The following is a 15,606-nucleotide window of genomic DNA, read 5'->3' as shown; positions in this document are numbered from 1 at the left end:
GCTGGGTGAGCATTTGAAACAAGGCGCTGAAATGTCCGACCTGCTTGATGACCCGATTCCGGGCCAAAACACCCCTGAATACACGGTTTCCGAGGTCTCGGGCGAGGTGAAGCGCACGCTGGAAGGCGCGTTCGGGCGAATCCGCGTGCGCGGTGAAGTCGGGCGCGTGTTCAAGGCTCGATCCGGGCACCTGTACTACGACATCAAGGACGACCGGAACGTTTTGGCCTGCACGACATGGAAAGGTCAGGTTTCCAGCCTCTCGGTCGTGCCAGAGGAAGGGCTGGAGGTAGTCGTCACCGGTCGCCTGACCGCTTTTGGCGCGCAATCCAAATACAACCTGAATGTCGATGAAGTTGCGGTCGCTGGTCAGGGCGCGCTTATGGCTTTGCTGGAAAAGCGCAAGAAACAGCTTGAGGCCGAAGGTTTGTTTGCGCCCGAGCGTAAGAAGCCCCTGCCGTATCTTCCGCAGATCATCGGCGTTGTGACATCGCCTTCGGGCGCGGTGATCCGTGACATTCTGCACCGGCTTCGGGACAGGTTCCCGCGCAAGGTGCTGATCTGGCCGGTGGCCGTGCAGGGTGCAAACTGCGCCCCCGAGGTTACCCGCGCCATCGAAGGGTTCAACCAGTTGACACCCGGTGGCGCGCTGCCCCGTCCTGACCTGATCATCGTGGCCCGTGGCGGTGGGTCGATCGAAGATCTTTGGGGCTTCAACGAAGAGAGTGTCGCGCGCGCCGCCGCCGCATCGGACATACCGCTGATTTCGGCCGTTGGGCATGAAACCGACACGACCCTGATCGATTTCGTTTCGGACCGCCGTGCGCCTACACCCACAGCTGCGGCAGAGCTGGCCGTGCCGGTCCGCATCGAACTGCTCGCCTGGACCGGCGAGCAAGGCGCCCGCCTGTCGCGCGCGGCAACGGACGCGGTGCAGCGACGTTTGCAAAGGCTGCGCGATTTGTCCCGCGCCCTGCCGCGCCCGGACAGCCTGTTGAACTCCCCCCGTCAACGCCTTGATTTGATTGCGGATCGCTTGACCCCGGCTTTGACACGAGGAGTGCAAAACCGTCGCCTGCAAGTGGTGGAACTGTCGGCCCATCTGCGCCCGTCAACTCTGCGCACTCTGGTCTCGGCCCGGCAGGAATCATTGCGCAACCTGTCTTCACGCCTGTCCCTGCGCCCGTTTCAACGCGAGATCGGCCAGCACGCGCAAAACCTTGCCCGGCTTGCTGATCGGATGAACGCGGCGCAGACCACGCGGCTGGATCGTCTGAAACATCAGCTTGAGGCCACTGACCGCCTGCGCGAAACGCTCAGCTACAAGGCGACGCTGGAACGCGGATATGCCGTGGTCCGCGCAGATGGGAATGTCATCACGACCAAGGCCGAGGCCGCAAAACATACAGCGCTGGACATCGAATTCGCCGATGGCATCCTTGGCACCGGGACAGCCGTAAAGCAGCCCAACCGGAAATCCAAACCGGATGCACCAGATCAGGGATCGTTGTTCTAAGCCATGCTGACAATCTGGGGCCGCAAAACGTCATCGAATGTTCAGGCCCTGATGTGGTGCGTCGGAGAGCTGGATCTGCGCTGTCATCGCCACGATGCAGGGCACAGGTTCGGCGGGCTGGACACCGATGCCTTTCGCAAGCTGAACCCGAACGGCACCATCCCAGTATTACAGGATGGCAATAACCCACCGCTGTGGGAGACCGGCGCAATCCTGCGCTATCTGGCGAATGCCTATGGCGGGAATGCCTTCTGGCCACGCGACCCGGTTCAACGGGCCGAAATCGACAAATGGGCGGAATGGGCCAAGATCAATGTCGCAATGGATTTCACAGTGCCCGTGTTCTGGCAGGTTGTGCGGACGGCCCCGGCGCAGCAGGACCAACACGCGATTGAGCAGGCCGTTGCCGCACTGGACAGCAAACTGGAACTTGCCGACACCCGGCTGTCAGAAAACACCTACCTGTGCGGGTCCGATCTGACGCTGGCCGATATTCAGCTGGGACATATCCTTTACCGCTATTACGACATCGGCATATCCCGCGCGCTCCTGCCAAACCTGCGTCGCTATTACGAAAAGCTGACAGAAAGACGCCCGTATCAGGAGCATGTCATGCTCAGCTATGATGAGCTTCGAGTGACCTAGTCAGACCCCGACATCGGGGCCATAACACACCATTTCTTCCCCGATATCTTCCGCCTCGTACAGCTCGGTCGCCTGCGGGTCGCCTTCAAACTGCGCGACAAGGCCACCGCCAGATCGCGTAAAGACCCAGCATTGCGGGTCAAACCGGTCTTCGTAGATGAAACAAATCTGCTCTTCCTGCTGATACCAGACACCTTCCTTGCAATCGCCATCCAGAAAAGACCAGATCACGCGGCGGTTGGGCAAATAACGTTCGACCCCGTAGACCTGCCCTTCGAACCCGTAAAACAGGGTCTTGCCCCGCGTATAGGTGTCGAATTCGGGGCCGGACAAAGGGGTTTGGGCCGCAGCGGGCAGCGTGGCAAAACAGGCGAGAATCATCAGCGCTCGGAACATATGCCCATTGTGTCAGATGCGATCCCGCTATGCCATTCACCCTTTGGCCAGGGGTTGGGGAAACACGCTTAACTCCACGTAAGCGCTTGATTATATGCCGCGCTCGGGATGAAGGTATTCGAAAACCGCGGTGAGGTCACATGACAACCCTTCTCTTTTGGATCGCCCTAGGCTGCGCATTGGGATACCTGCCCCTGACGGCCCGACCGGCCGGTTCCTTGCGCACTGTGCTGAAGACCGCCTCGGTCGCCATGCTGGCAGCCATTGCGATTCTGCAAGGCGGCCCATGGATGCTGGTCGTTGCGCTTGCCCTGTGCGCGACCGGGGACGCGTTGTTGTCGCGTGAAACGGATGCCACGTTCATGGCCGGCATTGCCGCTTTTGCCGCCGGGCATCTCGCCTATATCGCCCTGTTCCTGTCTCATCCCGCCAGTTCCGCCAGCCTGATCTGGGATGCCCCCGCGATCGTGTGGTCTCTGGTCATTCTGGGCATTGTCATGGCCACCCTGCTTGCCCCCCGCGCCGGAGACCTGAAAGGCCCTGTTCTGGCCTATATACCGATCATCCTTGGCATGGGGATCACCGTGCTGGCCCTGCCCCAGACAGGTGCCTTGCGATGGGCGTTCCCTGCTGCAATCGCCTTCATCGCGTCCGATCTGATCCTTGCAACGGAAAAGTTCCTGCTGTCTGCGAACCATCCCGCCCACAAGCTGACGCCCTATCTGATCTGGCCGCTCTACTGGGGCGCGCAATTTGGTTTCGTCTTCGCTTTTGCGTGACCCTTTGCAACTGCCGCAAATCCGCATTAGGTGAAAGGAACACCTGCGGAGACCAAATATGGCGTTTTTCTCAAAGCTAAAGGACAAGCTGTTCAAATCCTCATCCCGCCTCGAACAGGGGCTGGACGCCATCGTCGAGGATGGTGGCGAGGAAACCGCCGCGCCCGACCCTGTCCTCCCCGAACCTGAGCCCGCGCCGCAACCGGTTCCCGAAATCCCGACCACTGAACCGGCTCTGGAACCGCCTGAACAACCTGCCCCCGCCCCGGCGGACCCCAAGCCCATTGCCCCGCCACCAGAAATCCCTGAATCCAAAGGCATCCTGAACCGCCTGTTCAGCCGCGGCAGCGCTGCCACAGAAATGCGCCGCACGCTGGATGACGATATGCTCGAGCAGCTCGAAGAGCTGCTGATTGCTTCTGACATGGGCGTCGACACCGCCCTGCGTGTCACCTCGAACATGGCCGAGGGACGCTTTGGACGCAAACTCTCGACCCGGGAAATCAAACAGTTGCTGGCGCAGGAAGTGGCCCGCGTGATGGAACCTGTGGCCAGGCCTCTGCCGATCTATCCCAAACGTCCACAAGTGGTGCTGGTCGTCGGTGTCAACGGTTCGGGCAAGACCACGACCATCGGCAAACTGGCCAGCCAGTTCAAGCAGGCTGGCAAAAAAGTCGTCATCGCCGCCGGTGACACCTTTCGTGCTGCGGCCGTCGAACAGCTGCAAGTCTGGGGCGACCGCGCCGGGGTTCCGGTTCTGACCGCGCCCGAGGGCTCGGACCCCGCCAGCCTCGCCTTTGACGCGCTGACCCGGGCTCAGGCCGAAGGCGCGGACTTGCTGATGATCGACACCGCCGGACGCCTGCAAAACCGCACCGACCTGATGGAGGAGCTGGCCAAGATCGTCCGCGTCATCCGCAAGGTTGACGATACCGCGCCGCACAACACCTTGCTGGTCCTCGACGCCACCACAGGCCAGAACGCGCTGAGCCAGGTGGAAACCTTTCGCAAGCTGGCCGATGTCTCGGGCCTGATCATGACCAAGCTGGACGGAACCGCCAAGGGCGGCGTGCTGGTCGCTCTGGCCGACAAGTTCGGCCTGCCGATCCACGCTATCGGTGTGGGAGAGCAAATCGATGACCTTGCCCCCTTCGACCCCGAAGAATTCGCCGCCGCCCTGACCGGGCTCGACAAAGGCTGATCCGCCTCTTCATCTGGCCCTAAATATCCTCGGGGGTGTGGGGGCAGACAGCCACCACCCCTCTCCGCCCGGCAAAAGGTTTGCGTAGTTGAGCAACTGGCTGATCTCACTTGAAGGCACCGAAGCCGGTCACCAACTGGCGCTGGCACTGGCGTTGATGGCTGCCTTCCTGCACGCCGCGTTCGGGGCGCTGCAGAAAGGCCGCCATGATCCATGGCTGTCCCGTGGCGCCATTGACGCCAGCTATGGTCTGATGGCCGCCCCGTTTGCCTTTTTCGTGGTGCCCTGGCCTGAACCTCATATGTGGCCGATCTTCGCCCTCGCCTGGCTGATCCACATTGCCTACAAGACGCTGCAAGCCGCAGCGTACACCAAAGGGTCCTACACTGTCGTCTATCCCGTGGTGCGCGGGACAGGTCCGCTGTTCACTGTCATTGGTGCCTATCTTCTGTTCGGCGAAACATTCTCGGCCGTTCAATGGCTGGGCGTCGCAACCCTGCTGGCCGGAATATTTGGGTTGGCCGCCTACAACTTCAGGTTCCTGGAAACCAACAGGGATACGCTGGGCATCGCGTTGACACTGGCGATCATCACGGGCCTGTTTGTCGCACTCTACACCACCTATGACGCCTATGGCATTCGCGCCACCGCCGACCCGTTCACATTTCTGGCCTGGTTCTTCATGATCGACGGTGCGGCCATGCCGGTCTATGCCTTCCTCAGATGGCGCGCGATGACGCATCGCCCTGCGCCCGGCCCGCTGATGCTGCGGGGTCTGGCCGGCGGGATCATCGCGCCTTTGTCATTTGGGTCGATCATGCTGGCCACACGACTGGACAAAGTCGGAGAAGCCGCCGTGCTGCGCGAAACCTCAACCGTCTTTGCGGCGCTGATCGGCTGGCTTGTCCTGAAGGAAACCGTTGGCCCAAGGCGCATTGCATTGATGGCATTGATTGCACTCGGCGCCGTAATAGTTGAAATGGGCGGGTAAGCAGCAGGACATACCGATGACAGGCAAAAAAGACATCAACCCATTTCTGAAACAGGCGTTGGAGCTTGGCCCGCCGCTGGCCTTCTTCTTCATCTACCTGCGCTTGCGTGATGACAGCTTTCTGATCGGTGGCACCGAATATTCCGGCTTTATCATCGCGACGATTATCTTCGTCCCCCTGATGCTGGGGGCAATGGGTATCCTGTGGTACCTCACCGGCCAACTGAGCCGGATGCAGATTTTCACGGCCTTCATGGTCATTTTCTTCGGCGGCCTGACCGCATGGTTCAATGACGAGCGGTTTTTCAAGATGAAAACCACGCTTGTCTATGGCCTGTTCGCCCTGATCCTTGGCATCGGGTTGCTGCAAAAGAAATCTTATCTGGCCTACGTATTGGATGAAATGCTGCCTATGAAGCACGAAGGCTGGATGATTCTGACACGCCGCCTTTGCGCCTGTTTCGCTGTTCTGGCCGCGGCAAACGAGTTTGTCTGGCGCACCATGTCGACCGACCTTTGGGTCAAGATCGAAACCTTCGGATTTCCCATTGCGCTGATGGCCTTCCTGATGCTGCAATTCAGCATCCTGCAACGCTATATGGACGACCCGGAACAGAAATAGCTGTTCTGACGTCGCCATACCTGCAAAATCAAACAAAATTCTTGGCTTAGCCGCCGAGCTATGGGAAGTTGTGTCACCACCCACACTCACACCTTGCCCAAGATCGGTGTATACATGACGGCCTTTCCCACCAGCGGCTTCCTTTCCGAAGCCTCCGACGGGCTTAGAGAGATGCTTTCGGCGCAAGCGACCGACATCTCGCTGGCTCAAGGAGAAACCCTTTTCGAACAAGGCGATGAAGGGGATTCGCTTTATGCCATTCTGGCAGGCACGCTTGAAGTGTCCTTTCTGGCGATGAGCGGTCGAAAGCTGACGCTGACGCTGATGCGCCCAGGTGAAGTTTTTGGCGAGATTGCGCTGTTTGACAACGGCCCGCGCACGGCAACCATTGCGGCGGCCGAGCCATCGCGCGTCCTGCGTGTGCGTCGCAATGACGTCATGAACCAGATCAGAAAACAGCCTGATCTTGCTGTGGATCTGATCCGGTTGGCCGGGCTGCGGATGCGATGGATGGGGTTGCAGCTGAACGAGCAGGTCTTTTTGCCCATGCCCATTCGACTGGCACGAAAGCTGCTGCATCTGTCGGAATTGCAGGACGACCCGTCGCAGCGCATCACCCTGTCGCAGAGCGAACTTGCCGAGTTTGTCGGGGCCACGCGCGAGGCCGTTTCCAAGACGATCTCGATCTGGAAACGCGACAATATTGTCGAATCCTCGCGCGGCGGGTTGCTGATTCAGGATTTCGACGCATTGCGGGAACTGGCCGATTCCGAACTTATCTGAACCAGTGTGATCTGGTTCACATACGAGAGGGTTTGTGTTGACCTAAGGTGAAGTTGTTACCGTAGGAGGTCAGAGAATCATCCCCGATATCTGTCCACTGATCTCTCCCTGTATCTGAGCCATACGCAATTACTGCGTATGGCTCATTTTCTTTCTGCATGCCTCTTCAGGTGTTCAGGCAATGAAAAAGGCCGGGCGCTTGTCCCGGCCTTTTCAAATCACTCTTCCAGGCTTAGCGCCACAAATCGCGGCTCGCCCCCCCTGCGGACCAAAAGCAACAGGGATTTCCGCCCAGCCTCTCGCGATTGGTCCATTCGGGCTTCCAGGTCCGCGATGCTTTCCACCTTTTGCTGACCCGCTTCGGTGATCAGGTCACCCGCGCGCAACCCTTTCGCGTAAGCCTCAGACGCTTCGTCAACATTCGAAATCACCAGACCTTGGGCATCTGCGTCCAATCCCATATCCGCGCGCAGCGTATCTGTGAGCGGGGAGATGGTCAGCCCGAGAATATCGGCGTTTTCTTCGACCGGAGCCTCCTGCGTTTCTTCTTCGTCATCGTCTTTGCTTTCTGCGTCCTCACGGCGTCCCAGCGTGACCAGAATTGTTTGCGTGCCGCCATCACGGTGTACAATGACCCGGACGGCTTTGCCGACTTCTGTTTCACCGACCTGACGGACCAGACCACGGGTGTCTTCAACTTCGACACCGTCAAAGCTGATGATCACGTCGCCTGCTTTCAGACCGGCCTCCTGGGCGGGGCCTTCTGGGACATCGCTGATCAGCGCGCCGCCGGGTTTCTCCAGCCCCATGGCCTCGGCCATGTCTTCGGTCACGTCCTGAATGCGGACACCCAGCCAGCCGCGCCGGGTTTCGCCAAATTCGCGCAGCTGATCGACGACCTTCACCACCACGTTTGATGCCATCGAAAAGCCGATGCCGATCGAGCCACCGTTGGGTGACAGGATGGCTGTGTTCACGCCGATCACTTCGCCGTCCATGTTAAACAATGGACCGCCCGAGTTGCCCCGGTTGATCGCCGCATCCGTCTGGATGTAATCGTCATATGATCCGCTGAGCGCCCGGTTGCGGGCCGATACGATACCAGCGGATACAGAAAAGCCCTGGCCCAGCGGATTGCCCATGGCAATCACCCAGTCCCCCACACGCGCCACGTCGCTGTCGCCAAATTGCACGTATTTCAAGGGGCCGGACGCTTCGACCTTGAGCAGTGCAATATCGGTCTTCTCATCGGTTCCGATGACTTTGGCCACCAGTTCTTTTTTGGGCTGCCCGTCGCCGGGGAAGAATTCCACAAGGATTTCATCAGCTTCCGCAATGACGTGATTGTTGGTGACAATGAAGCCATCTTCAGAGATCACAAAACCCGACCCAAGGGCGTTGCTGCGTCGGGGCGGGCTGTTGTCATTGCCGCCATTGCGATCCTGAAACTCGCGAAAGAAATCCTCGAACGGAGACCCCTCGGGCACGATACCCTGTGGGCCTGTCTGACCTTCGATCAGGGTGCTTGTGGTGATGTTCACCACAGCCGGGCTGATCTTTTCCGCCAAGGGTGCCAGGCTTTCACCTCTGGCCTGAGCGGAAACCGACTGCGCCAGCACAAGCAGCGTACCGGCAAAGGCCAGCCACAACAGCCGCATCCAAACACTCACGTCGTCCCACCGGACGGATAAACTGCGCGCTTTCGCCTGCACTTGAGCTCTCCTTGTCGACAATCTTGCCAAGGCCTGTTTCGGCCTTTCTTAGTTCCCAATGTAGTCAGTTTAACCCGGTGAGCAACTCGGGATCGCAGGGAAATCACCCGCACGTGAAACCGCCCCGTCAAAAGCCCAGTTGATATGCCCCCCAGAGCAGGATCAAACCGCTGACAACACAAAGCAACCCGGCCAGTCGCCGGCCCTGTTCGGGCATGGCGCGCAGCGCCTCCAGCATCCGTTCGATAAGCGAAGGGGCCAGCGCATAGGCCAGCCCCTCGACAATCAGTACCAGCCCGAAGGCCAGAAGGATCATACCCATCATTCGGACGGCGCCGCCACCGGTGCCCGCCGACCTGTTGGCGAGCTGAGGTAGTTGAAGAAGTCCGAATCCGGGCTTAGCACCAACGAGCTGTTTCCTCCCTGAAGCGCATTTTCATAGGCAGACAGAGAGCGGTAGAACTCAAAGAACTCGGGGTCTGCTCCGTAGGCATCCGCAAAGATCGCGTTGCGTTCGGCGTCGGCCTCACCGCGAACAATTTCAGATTCGCGGCGGGCATCCGACACCAGTTCCACCACCGTACGATCGGCCTGCGCGCGGATACGCTGTGCGGCTTCCTCACCACGGGCCACTTCATCTGCCGCTTCACGCTCGCGTTCGGCACGCATACGCGCAAAAGTGGCTTCGAGGTTGGCTTGCGGCAGGTCAGTGCGTTTGAGCCGGACGTCGATCACTTCAAGACCCAAATCACGCGCTTCGGTAATGGCCCCATTGCGGATGCGCAGCATCAGCGCCGCCCGATCCGAGCTGAGGATATCGTTCGAGCTGACGGAACCCAAAACTTCGCGCGTTTTCGCCCGCAAAATGGAATCCAGCCGCTGTTCTGCGGTATCGATGCCACCCGCACCCACCGCTTCGCGGAACTGGCGCACATCGGTAATCCGATAGCGTGCAAATGCGTCAACCACCAGACGGCGGTCATCCAGAGGTGTCACCTCCAGTGGTCCGACCTCGCGGCTCAGAATACGGTCGTCATAGCGGACGACTTCCTGAATGACCGGAATCTTGAACGCAAGACCCGGATCTTCCTTGACATCAATGACGCGACCGAATTGCAGAACCAGTGCTTTTTCACGTTCGTCGACGATGAAGATCGACGACAGCGCAGCCACTACAAGAACAAAAATGACGGGCAGAACAAAAGTTGATTTACGCATCTTTTAGTTCCCCTCGCCCGAGTTGCGGCGCAATTCGTTCAGCGGCAGATACGGGACAACGCCCTGCCCCTGCCCACCGGCATTCTCATCCAGAATGATCTTGTTTACGTCGCCAAGAACCTGCTCCATCCGCTCAAGATACAGACGCTTGCGCGTCACGTCTGGTGCTTTGGCGTATTCCGCCAAAACCGCGCTGAAGCGGCTGGCCTCACCCTGTGCTTCGTTCACGACCTGGGCGCGATAGGCTTCGGCTTCTTCCAGAACCTGTGCCGCTTCACCGCGCGCACCGGCGAGAACCCGGTTGGCATAGGCATCAGCCTGCTTTTCAAGCCGGTCACGTTCCTGACCCGCTGACTGAACCTCGCGGAATGCGTCCTTGACCGGTTCTGGTGGGTCGGCACCATCAAAGTTCACACGAACAATATTGATGCCTGAACTATAGCTGTCGAGCGTGGATTGAATCAGCTCCTCAAGCCGTTCCGCGATAACCGCACGGTCGCGGTTCAGGATCGGCGCAAGCGAAGATTGCGCGATAATTTCGCGCATCGCTGATTCCGAAACCGCCTGAATCGTTTGTCTGGGATCGCGCAGGTTGAAGAGGAAATCTGCCGGATTGGAGATGTTCCAGACCACCTGAAAATCGATATCGACAATGTTTTCATCGCCCGTAAGCATCAGACCCGCATCGCTTCCACGACCACCCGAGCCGATGGTTTCCGTCTGTTCGACCTTCACCGGAATAACTTCGGCCGTCACAACCGGCCATGGGGCAAAGTTGAGACCTTCTGTACCGATCCCCGAGAAGCGACCAAACAGCAGCTCGACCGATTGTTCTTCGGGTTTGACCGTATAGGCGCTGGCCACGCCCCACATCACCAGAGCGGCGACGCCGCCCAGCAGCAGGGTGCCCTTGGTAAAGGCCGGGCCACCGCCGCCCTGACCGCTACGGCCACCGCGGCCAGAACCACCACGACCGCCCATGAGAACGCGCAGCTGCTCCTGGCCTTTTTTCATCAGTTCGTCGATCTCGGGAATATGCGGACCATCGCTTTCGGGGGGCTTGCGCCCGTCCCCGTTGTTACCCCGATTTCCTCCGCCACCGGATGAGCCTCCGCCCCCCCAGGGGCCTCCGCTATTGCCCGCCATATGTATCTTTTCCTTCGTTTTGGACCGTGTGATCACGGGTTCCCTTGTAACGTGTGTGCGCGCGCTTGCAAATCAAGCCGTGCGCACAGGTTGCCGCATTGTCACCAGTTCTTCGGCCATGACCGGGTGAACTGCAACCGTTCGGTCAAAATCTTCCTTGGTCGCGCCCATCTTTACAGCGATTCCCGCCAGCTGGATCATCTCGCCGGCACCGGGGGCGACAATATGGCAACCCAGCACCTTGCGCGTGGCCTGAGAGACGATGAGTTTCATCAGTACCCGCTGCGTGCCGCCAGCAAAGGATTTCTGCATCGGCTTGAAAGATGTGGCATAAACCTCGATCGGTTCCTGTTCTGCTGCCTCTTCTTCGCTGAGGCCGACAGTTCCCATCTCAGGCTGAGTGAAGATCGCGGTCGGAATCAAGTCGTGATCCACCGGTGTCGGATTGCCCTTGAACACGGTTTCCACAAAGGCCATCCCCTCGCGGATCGCAACCGGTGTCAGGTTCACCCGGTCCGTCACATCGCCAATGGCAAAGATCGAGGGCACAGCGGTCTGGCTGTATTCATCCACGATGATCTCGCCCTTACGGCCGCGTTCAACGCCCAAAGCCTCCAGCCCAAGGTTATCGGCATTCGGCGCACGGCCCGTGGCGTACATCACCACATCAAAACACTGCTCGGAGCCGTTGGTGGCCTTGACCCAGATCTTGTCGCCCTGCTTTTTCATCTCGAGCACATTGGTGCCCAGATGCAGGTCGATGCCGTTCTGGCACATTTCTTCGCTGATCAGTCCACGCGCCTCGTCATCAAAACCCCGAAGAATCTGTGCGCCGCGATAGAACTGAGTCGTCCTGACCCCTAGCCCGTTCATGATCCCGGCAAATTCACAGGCGATATAACCGCCACCTACGATCAGGATGCTTTCAGGCAGTTTGTCCAAATGGAATATCTCGTTCGAGGTAATCGCCAGTTCCGAGCCCGGAAAATCCGGAACAACCGGGCGACCGCCGGTGGCGATCAGAATGTGTTTGGCCGTTTTGCGGGTTCCGTCGGCCAGCTCGACCGTGTGGGCATCCACAAGGCGCGCACGATGGTCAAAGCTTTCGACGCCGTTGTTCTTCAGGATATTGCGATATATCCCTTCCAACCGATCAAGCTCGGCCACCAGCTTGCCGTGAAAACTGTTCCAGTTGAACGCGCCGGGCTGAATGTCCCAGCCATAGGCCTGCGCGTCCCCGACCATGCCCGAGTATTCGCTGGCAAAGACCATCAGCTTCTTGGGTACGCAGCCCCGGATCACACAGGTGCCGCCATACCGGTCTTCTTCGGCCAGCGCGACCTTGGCACCGGTTTCACCCGCCGCAACACGCGCCGCGCGGACCCCGCCCGAACCTCCACCGATGACAAAAAGATCATAGTCAAAGCTCATGCCGGGTTCCTTCGTTCAACTTGCAAAATTCTCTGGATATCTGGGCGTAAAAAACCCTGTGCCAACCCCCGGCGTGGAAAATTCGAACTTTCATAGCCACTTGCCGGAGGGACCTGCACGATACTCAGTCCGAAAAATCGGAAAACAGGTTATCGCGCGATCCGCTGAGCAGCTGATCCATCGCAACTGTGCCCGCGTTGATATCCCGCAGCTCGACCCGGCCATCGCCATGGCCGATCACGACCTTGTCGCAGATGTCGATGAACAGGCCATTTTCCACAACACCGGGCACCTGGTTCAGAATCAGCGCCATCTGGCGCGGGTTGCCGATGCGCTTGAGGTGCAGGTCAAGGATGTGGTTGCCCTCATCGGTCACAAACGGAGCCTCGCCATTCATGCGCAGCGCCGAGGATGTCCCAAGCACATCCATCGTATCCAGCGCTTCCTCGATCAATGTGCGCGTTGTCTGCCAGCCAAAGGGAATGACCTCGACGGGCAGCGGAAAGGCCCCCAGAGTTTCAACTTCTTTGCCTGCATCGGCGATGACGATCATCTGGTCACTGGCGGTGGCCACAATCTTTTCCTGCAGATGCGCACCGCCGCCCCCCTTGATCAGGTTCAGGTCCTGATCGAACTCATCCGCGCCGTCGATGGTCATGTCCAGCCAACCGGCCTGATCCAGTGAGATGACGTCGATACCAACCTCGCGGGCAAGCTGCGCCGTGCGGGTCGAGGTTGGAACACCCTTGATCCGCAGGCCGTCTTCGCGCACCCGTTCGCCCAGGCGGCGCACCAGCCAGGCGGCTGTCGATCCTGTGCCAAGACCGACGCGCATCCCGTCTTCGACCATGTCGGCGGCACGGAACGCGGCAACGTATTTCGCGGTGTCGATTGGCGACAGATCTCTGGTCATGGCAGCTTTCCCAGTTTATTCTGACGGAGTTATAGGGAATGCGTCAGGCGACTGCGACCCCATTTTGCGATCCGACGGGTGTTAAGATGTCTCAGGACTACGCGTTTCCTGTCGGAAAAGTCGCAATCATGTCTTACACCCACATCTTTGCGCTGTAAGTTGCGCGCATGTTGACGCCGTACCGCCTGCACTATGCCCCTGACAACGCCTCGCTGGTGATCCGGCTGGCGCTGGACGAGATGGGCGTGGCTTATGAAACCGTGCTGGTGGACCGCCGCCAGAACGAGCAGGACAGCGACGCGTACCGGTCGCTTAATCCCAACGGGCTGATCCCGGTTCTGGAAACGCCGCAGGGCCCGATCTTTGAAACCGCGGCGATCCTGCTTTGGCTGACAGAACGCCATGGTCAACTGGCCCCGGCGGCAGATGATCCTGAACGCGCCGGTTTTCTGAAATGGCTGTTCTTCGCGTCCAACACGTTGCATGCGGATCTGCGCATCCTGTTCTACGCTGAAAAATACATAGACGCCTTTCAGGCCGACACGCTGCGCGCGGGCATCCGACCCCGGTTGCAGCAGCACCTGCGGCTGCTGGATGCGCTGGCGCAACGCGGACCTGAGTGGTTTCGCGCAGGTGTCCCATCGGTTCTGACCTATTATGTCGCCTGCATGATGCGCTGGATGGCCCTGTACCCAGTAAGTGCTGACCGCAGCTGGTATCAACAGGCCGACACGCCGCATCTGCTGAAAATGCTTCTGCACCTTGAGACACGCCCTGCCACCCGTTCGGCAATCGCTGCGGAAGGTTTGGGCGTTACACCCTTCACATCCCCTACTTACGCTAATCCCCCGGAAGGCTCGGCTATCTGATATGTTCCTATCTGTCTTCGATATGTTCAAAGTGGGCATTGGCCCGTCTTCATCGCACACAATGGGCCCGATGGTGGCCGCGGCGCGCTTTCTGGACATGATGCGCGCGTCCCCCTTTGAATTTACCGGTCTGAAAGGATCGCTGCACGGCTCGCTTGCCTTCACCGGCGTCGGCCACGCGACCGATCGGGCGACCATTCTGGGTCTGGCGGGCTTTGTTCCCGACACCTATGACAACGAAAAGGCCGAGGCCGCGCTGGCCGATATCGCCCGCACGCACACCGTAACGCCCGAAGGCCTGCCGACGCTTCAGTTCGATCCCAAGGCGGATCTGATCTTTGACTACGACAACAATTTGCCCGGGCACGCCAACGGGATGATCCTGATGGCCACCGACGCACAGGGCGATGTGATCCTGCGGCAGGTGTTTTATTCGATCGGCGGCGGCTTTGTCCTGACCGAGGAAGAACTGGCCGAAGGGAAAGACACCGATGAAGGCGACCCGGTCCCGTTCCCGTTCAAATCCGCCGCAGAAATGCTTGAGATGGCCAAATCCAGTGGCAAGACCATAGCCGGGATGAAGCGCGCGAACGAGATCGCGAGGGGCTGCGCCGACAGTTTTGCCAAAGGCTCGGCTCGCCTGTGGGACGTCATGAATGCCTGTATCGAACGCGGCTTGACCACCGACGGCATCCTTCCGGGCGGTTTGAAAGTGCGCCGCCGCGCGAAAGGCATCTATGATGCGTTGATGGCCGAACGCGGCATGAACCTGACCGCGCCGCACACGATCAACGACTGGATGAGCGTCTATGCCATGGCGGTCAACGAGGAAAACGCGGCGGGCGGGCAGGTTGTCACCGCGCCCACCAACGGGGCCGCAGGTGTTCTGCCCGCTGTTCTGCGCTATTACCTGGATCACGTACCGGGCGCGTCCGAAAGCCATATCGAAGATTTCCTGCTGACCGCAGCGGCCATTGGCGGGTTGGTGAAATACAACGCCTCGATCTCGGGTGCCGAAGCGGGATGTCAGGCCGAAGTTGGCAGCGCGGCTGCCATGGCGGCAGCCGGGCTTTGCGCCGTGATGGGGGGAACCCCCGAGCAAGTGGAAAATGCCGCTGAGATCGCGCTGGAGCATCATCTGGGCATGACCTGCGACCCTGTTGCCGGTTTGGTTCAGGTTCCTTGTATCGAACGTAACGGGCTGGGGGCCATCAAAGCGGTCTCAGCCGCCTCGCTGGCCTTGCGCGGGGACGGTCAGCATTTCGTGCCGCTGGACGCAGTGATCGAGACGATGCGCCAGACCGGCCATGACATGCATGAGAAATACAAGGAAACGTCGCTGGGTGGTCTGGCTGTGAACGTACCGAATTGCTGAAACAGAAAG

16 protein-coding genes are annotated in these 15,606 nt (G+C 59.4%); 9 read left to right on the top strand and 7 right to left on the bottom strand.

Annotated features, from left to right (window positions below; translation table 11 throughout):
* The first annotated feature begins 31 nt into the window (after positions 1–31).
* Together xseA and I9182_RS00685 are read left to right on the top strand one after the other, a co-directional pair.
* The gene (xseA, locus tag I9182_RS00690) at positions 32–1,516 is read left to right on the top strand and encodes an exodeoxyribonuclease VII large subunit (protein WP_209595856.1); all 1,485 of its coding nucleotides are present in this window, start codon (positions 32–34) and stop codon (positions 1,514–1,516) included.
* A gap of 3 nt (positions 1,517–1,519) precedes the next feature.
* Complete coding sequence (locus I9182_RS00685; RefSeq protein WP_209504268.1) at positions 1,520–2,161, top strand: glutathione S-transferase family protein; 642 nt, start codon at positions 1,520–1,522, stop codon at positions 2,159–2,161.
* Here I9182_RS00685 and I9182_RS00680 read toward each other — a convergent pair whose 3' ends face one another.
* Entirely contained in the window at positions 2,162–2,557 is a 396-nt protein-coding gene (locus I9182_RS00680; RefSeq protein ID WP_209504269.1) for a hypothetical protein, read from the bottom strand. It lies immediately after the preceding gene.
* Positions 2,558–2,697: 140 nt separating this feature from the next.
* On the opposite strand from I9182_RS00680, the gene I9182_RS00675 reads away from it, so the two are divergent.
* From I9182_RS00675 to I9182_RS00655, 5 genes are all read left to right on the top strand, one after another.
* Positions 2,698–3,336: a lysoplasmalogenase gene (locus I9182_RS00675; RefSeq protein WP_209504270.1), complete on the top strand. Its 639-nt coding sequence runs from the start codon at positions 2,698–2,700 to the stop codon at positions 3,334–3,336.
* Positions 3,337–3,394: 58 nt separating this feature from the next.
* Positions 3,395–4,537, top strand: coding sequence for a signal recognition particle-docking protein FtsY (gene ftsY, locus I9182_RS00670; protein WP_209595855.1), 1,143 nt, complete (start codon positions 3,395–3,397; stop codon positions 4,535–4,537).
* An 88-nt stretch (positions 4,538–4,625) separates the two neighbouring features.
* On the top strand, positions 4,626–5,528 hold the full coding sequence (locus tag I9182_RS00665; protein WP_209595854.1) for an EamA family transporter: 903 nt from the start codon (positions 4,626–4,628) through the stop codon (positions 5,526–5,528).
* Positions 5,529–5,544: 16 nt separating this feature from the next.
* On the top strand, positions 5,545–6,150 hold the full coding sequence (locus tag I9182_RS00660) for an inner membrane-spanning protein YciB (RefSeq protein WP_209595853.1): 606 nt from the start codon (positions 5,545–5,547) through the stop codon (positions 6,148–6,150).
* A gap of 114 nt (positions 6,151–6,264) precedes the next feature.
* Positions 6,265–6,933, top strand: coding sequence for a Crp/Fnr family transcriptional regulator (locus tag I9182_RS00655; RefSeq protein ID WP_209595852.1), 669 nt, complete (start codon positions 6,265–6,267; stop codon positions 6,931–6,933).
* 218 nt (positions 6,934–7,151) lie between these two features.
* Here I9182_RS00655 and I9182_RS00650 read toward each other — a convergent pair whose 3' ends face one another.
* From I9182_RS00650 to rpiA, 6 genes are all read right to left on the bottom strand, one after another.
* On the bottom strand, positions 7,152–8,591 hold the full coding sequence (locus I9182_RS00650) for a Do family serine endopeptidase (RefSeq protein WP_245220476.1): 1,440 nt from the start codon (positions 8,589–8,591) through the stop codon (positions 7,152–7,154).
* Between the two features lie 181 nt (positions 8,592–8,772).
* A complete protein-coding gene (locus tag I9182_RS00645; RefSeq protein ID WP_209504906.1) occupies positions 8,773–8,967 on the bottom strand; it encodes a DUF2065 domain-containing protein in 195 nt (64 codons plus the stop codon).
* Positions 8,967–9,863 carry a protease modulator HflC gene (locus I9182_RS00640; protein WP_209595851.1) on the bottom strand — a complete coding sequence of 299 codons (897 nt, stop codon included), beginning with the start codon at positions 9,861–9,863 and terminating at the stop codon, positions 8,967–8,969. Before I9182_RS00640 ends, I9182_RS00645 begins: the two co-directional genes overlap by 1 nt.
* A 3-nt stretch (positions 9,864–9,866) precedes the next feature.
* Positions 9,867–11,009, bottom strand: a complete 1,143-nt coding sequence (gene hflK / locus I9182_RS00635) for an FtsH protease activity modulator HflK (protein WP_209504277.1) — start codon at positions 11,007–11,009, stop codon at positions 9,867–9,869.
* A 72-nt stretch (positions 11,010–11,081) separates the two neighbouring features.
* The gene (gor, locus tag I9182_RS00630; RefSeq protein ID WP_209595850.1) at positions 11,082–12,440 is read right to left on the bottom strand and encodes a glutathione-disulfide reductase; all 1,359 of its coding nucleotides are present in this window, start codon (positions 12,438–12,440) and stop codon (positions 11,082–11,084) included.
* A 124-nt stretch (positions 12,441–12,564) separates the two neighbouring features.
* On the bottom strand, positions 12,565–13,353 hold the full coding sequence (gene rpiA / locus I9182_RS00625; RefSeq protein WP_209595849.1) for a ribose-5-phosphate isomerase RpiA: 789 nt from the start codon (positions 13,351–13,353) through the stop codon (positions 12,565–12,567).
* A gap of 167 nt (positions 13,354–13,520) precedes the next feature.
* Here rpiA and I9182_RS00620 point away from each other — a divergent pair, with 167 nt between their 5' ends.
* Complete coding sequence (locus tag I9182_RS00620) at positions 13,521–14,222, top strand: glutathione S-transferase family protein (protein ID WP_209595848.1); 702 nt, start codon at positions 13,521–13,523, stop codon at positions 14,220–14,222.
* Between the two features lies 1 nt (position 14,223).
* Positions 14,224–15,597, top strand: coding sequence for an L-serine ammonia-lyase (locus tag I9182_RS00615; RefSeq protein ID WP_209504281.1), 1,374 nt, complete (start codon positions 14,224–14,226; stop codon positions 15,595–15,597).
* Positions 15,598–15,606 lie beyond the last annotated feature (9 nt).

It is taken from the genome of Ruegeria sp. HKCCSP351, assembly GCF_017872535.1.
Taxonomy (GTDB): Bacteria; Pseudomonadota; Alphaproteobacteria; order Rhodobacterales; family Rhodobacteraceae; genus Ruegeria.
This window is presented reverse-complemented; position numbering and strand designations above follow the sequence as displayed.

Coding starts and splice junctions, on each gene's coding strand:
- xseA (WP_209595856.1), top strand. CDS start 32: ATGTCCGACCTGCTTGATGACCCGATTCCGGGCCAAAACACCCCTGAA.
- I9182_RS00685 (WP_209504268.1), top strand. CDS start 1,520: ATGCTGACAATCTGGGGCCGCAAAACGTCATCGAATGTTCAGGCCCTG.
- I9182_RS00680 (WP_209504269.1), bottom strand. CDS start 2,557: ATGTTCCGAGCGCTGATGATTCTCGCCTGTTTTGCCACGCTGCCCGCT.
- I9182_RS00675 (WP_209504270.1), top strand. CDS start 2,698: ATGACAACCCTTCTCTTTTGGATCGCCCTAGGCTGCGCATTGGGATAC.
- ftsY (WP_209595855.1), top strand. CDS start 3,395: ATGGCGTTTTTCTCAAAGCTAAAGGACAAGCTGTTCAAATCCTCATCC.
- I9182_RS00660 (WP_209595853.1), top strand. CDS start 5,545: ATGACAGGCAAAAAAGACATCAACCCATTTCTGAAACAGGCGTTGGAG.
- I9182_RS00655 (WP_209595852.1), top strand. CDS start 6,265: ATGACGGCCTTTCCCACCAGCGGCTTCCTTTCCGAAGCCTCCGACGGG.
- I9182_RS00650 (WP_245220476.1), bottom strand. CDS start 8,591: ATGCGGCTGTTGTGGCTGGCCTTTGCCGGTACGCTGCTTGTGCTGGCG.
- I9182_RS00645 (WP_209504906.1), bottom strand. CDS start 8,967: ATGGGTATGATCCTTCTGGCCTTCGGGCTGGTACTGATTGTCGAGGGG.
- I9182_RS00640 (WP_209595851.1), bottom strand. CDS start 9,863: ATGCGTAAATCAACTTTTGTTCTGCCCGTCATTTTTGTTCTTGTAGTG.
- hflK (WP_209504277.1), bottom strand. CDS start 11,009: ATGGCGGGCAATAGCGGAGGCCCCTGGGGGGGCGGAGGCTCATCCGGT.
- gor (WP_209595850.1), bottom strand. CDS start 12,440: ATGAGCTTTGACTATGATCTTTTTGTCATCGGTGGAGGTTCGGGCGGG.
- rpiA (WP_209595849.1), bottom strand. CDS start 13,353: ATGACCAGAGATCTGTCGCCAATCGACACCGCGAAATACGTTGCCGCG.
- I9182_RS00620 (WP_209595848.1), top strand. CDS start 13,521: ATGTTGACGCCGTACCGCCTGCACTATGCCCCTGACAACGCCTCGCTG.
- I9182_RS00615 (WP_209504281.1), top strand. CDS start 14,224: ATGTTCCTATCTGTCTTCGATATGTTCAAAGTGGGCATTGGCCCGTCT.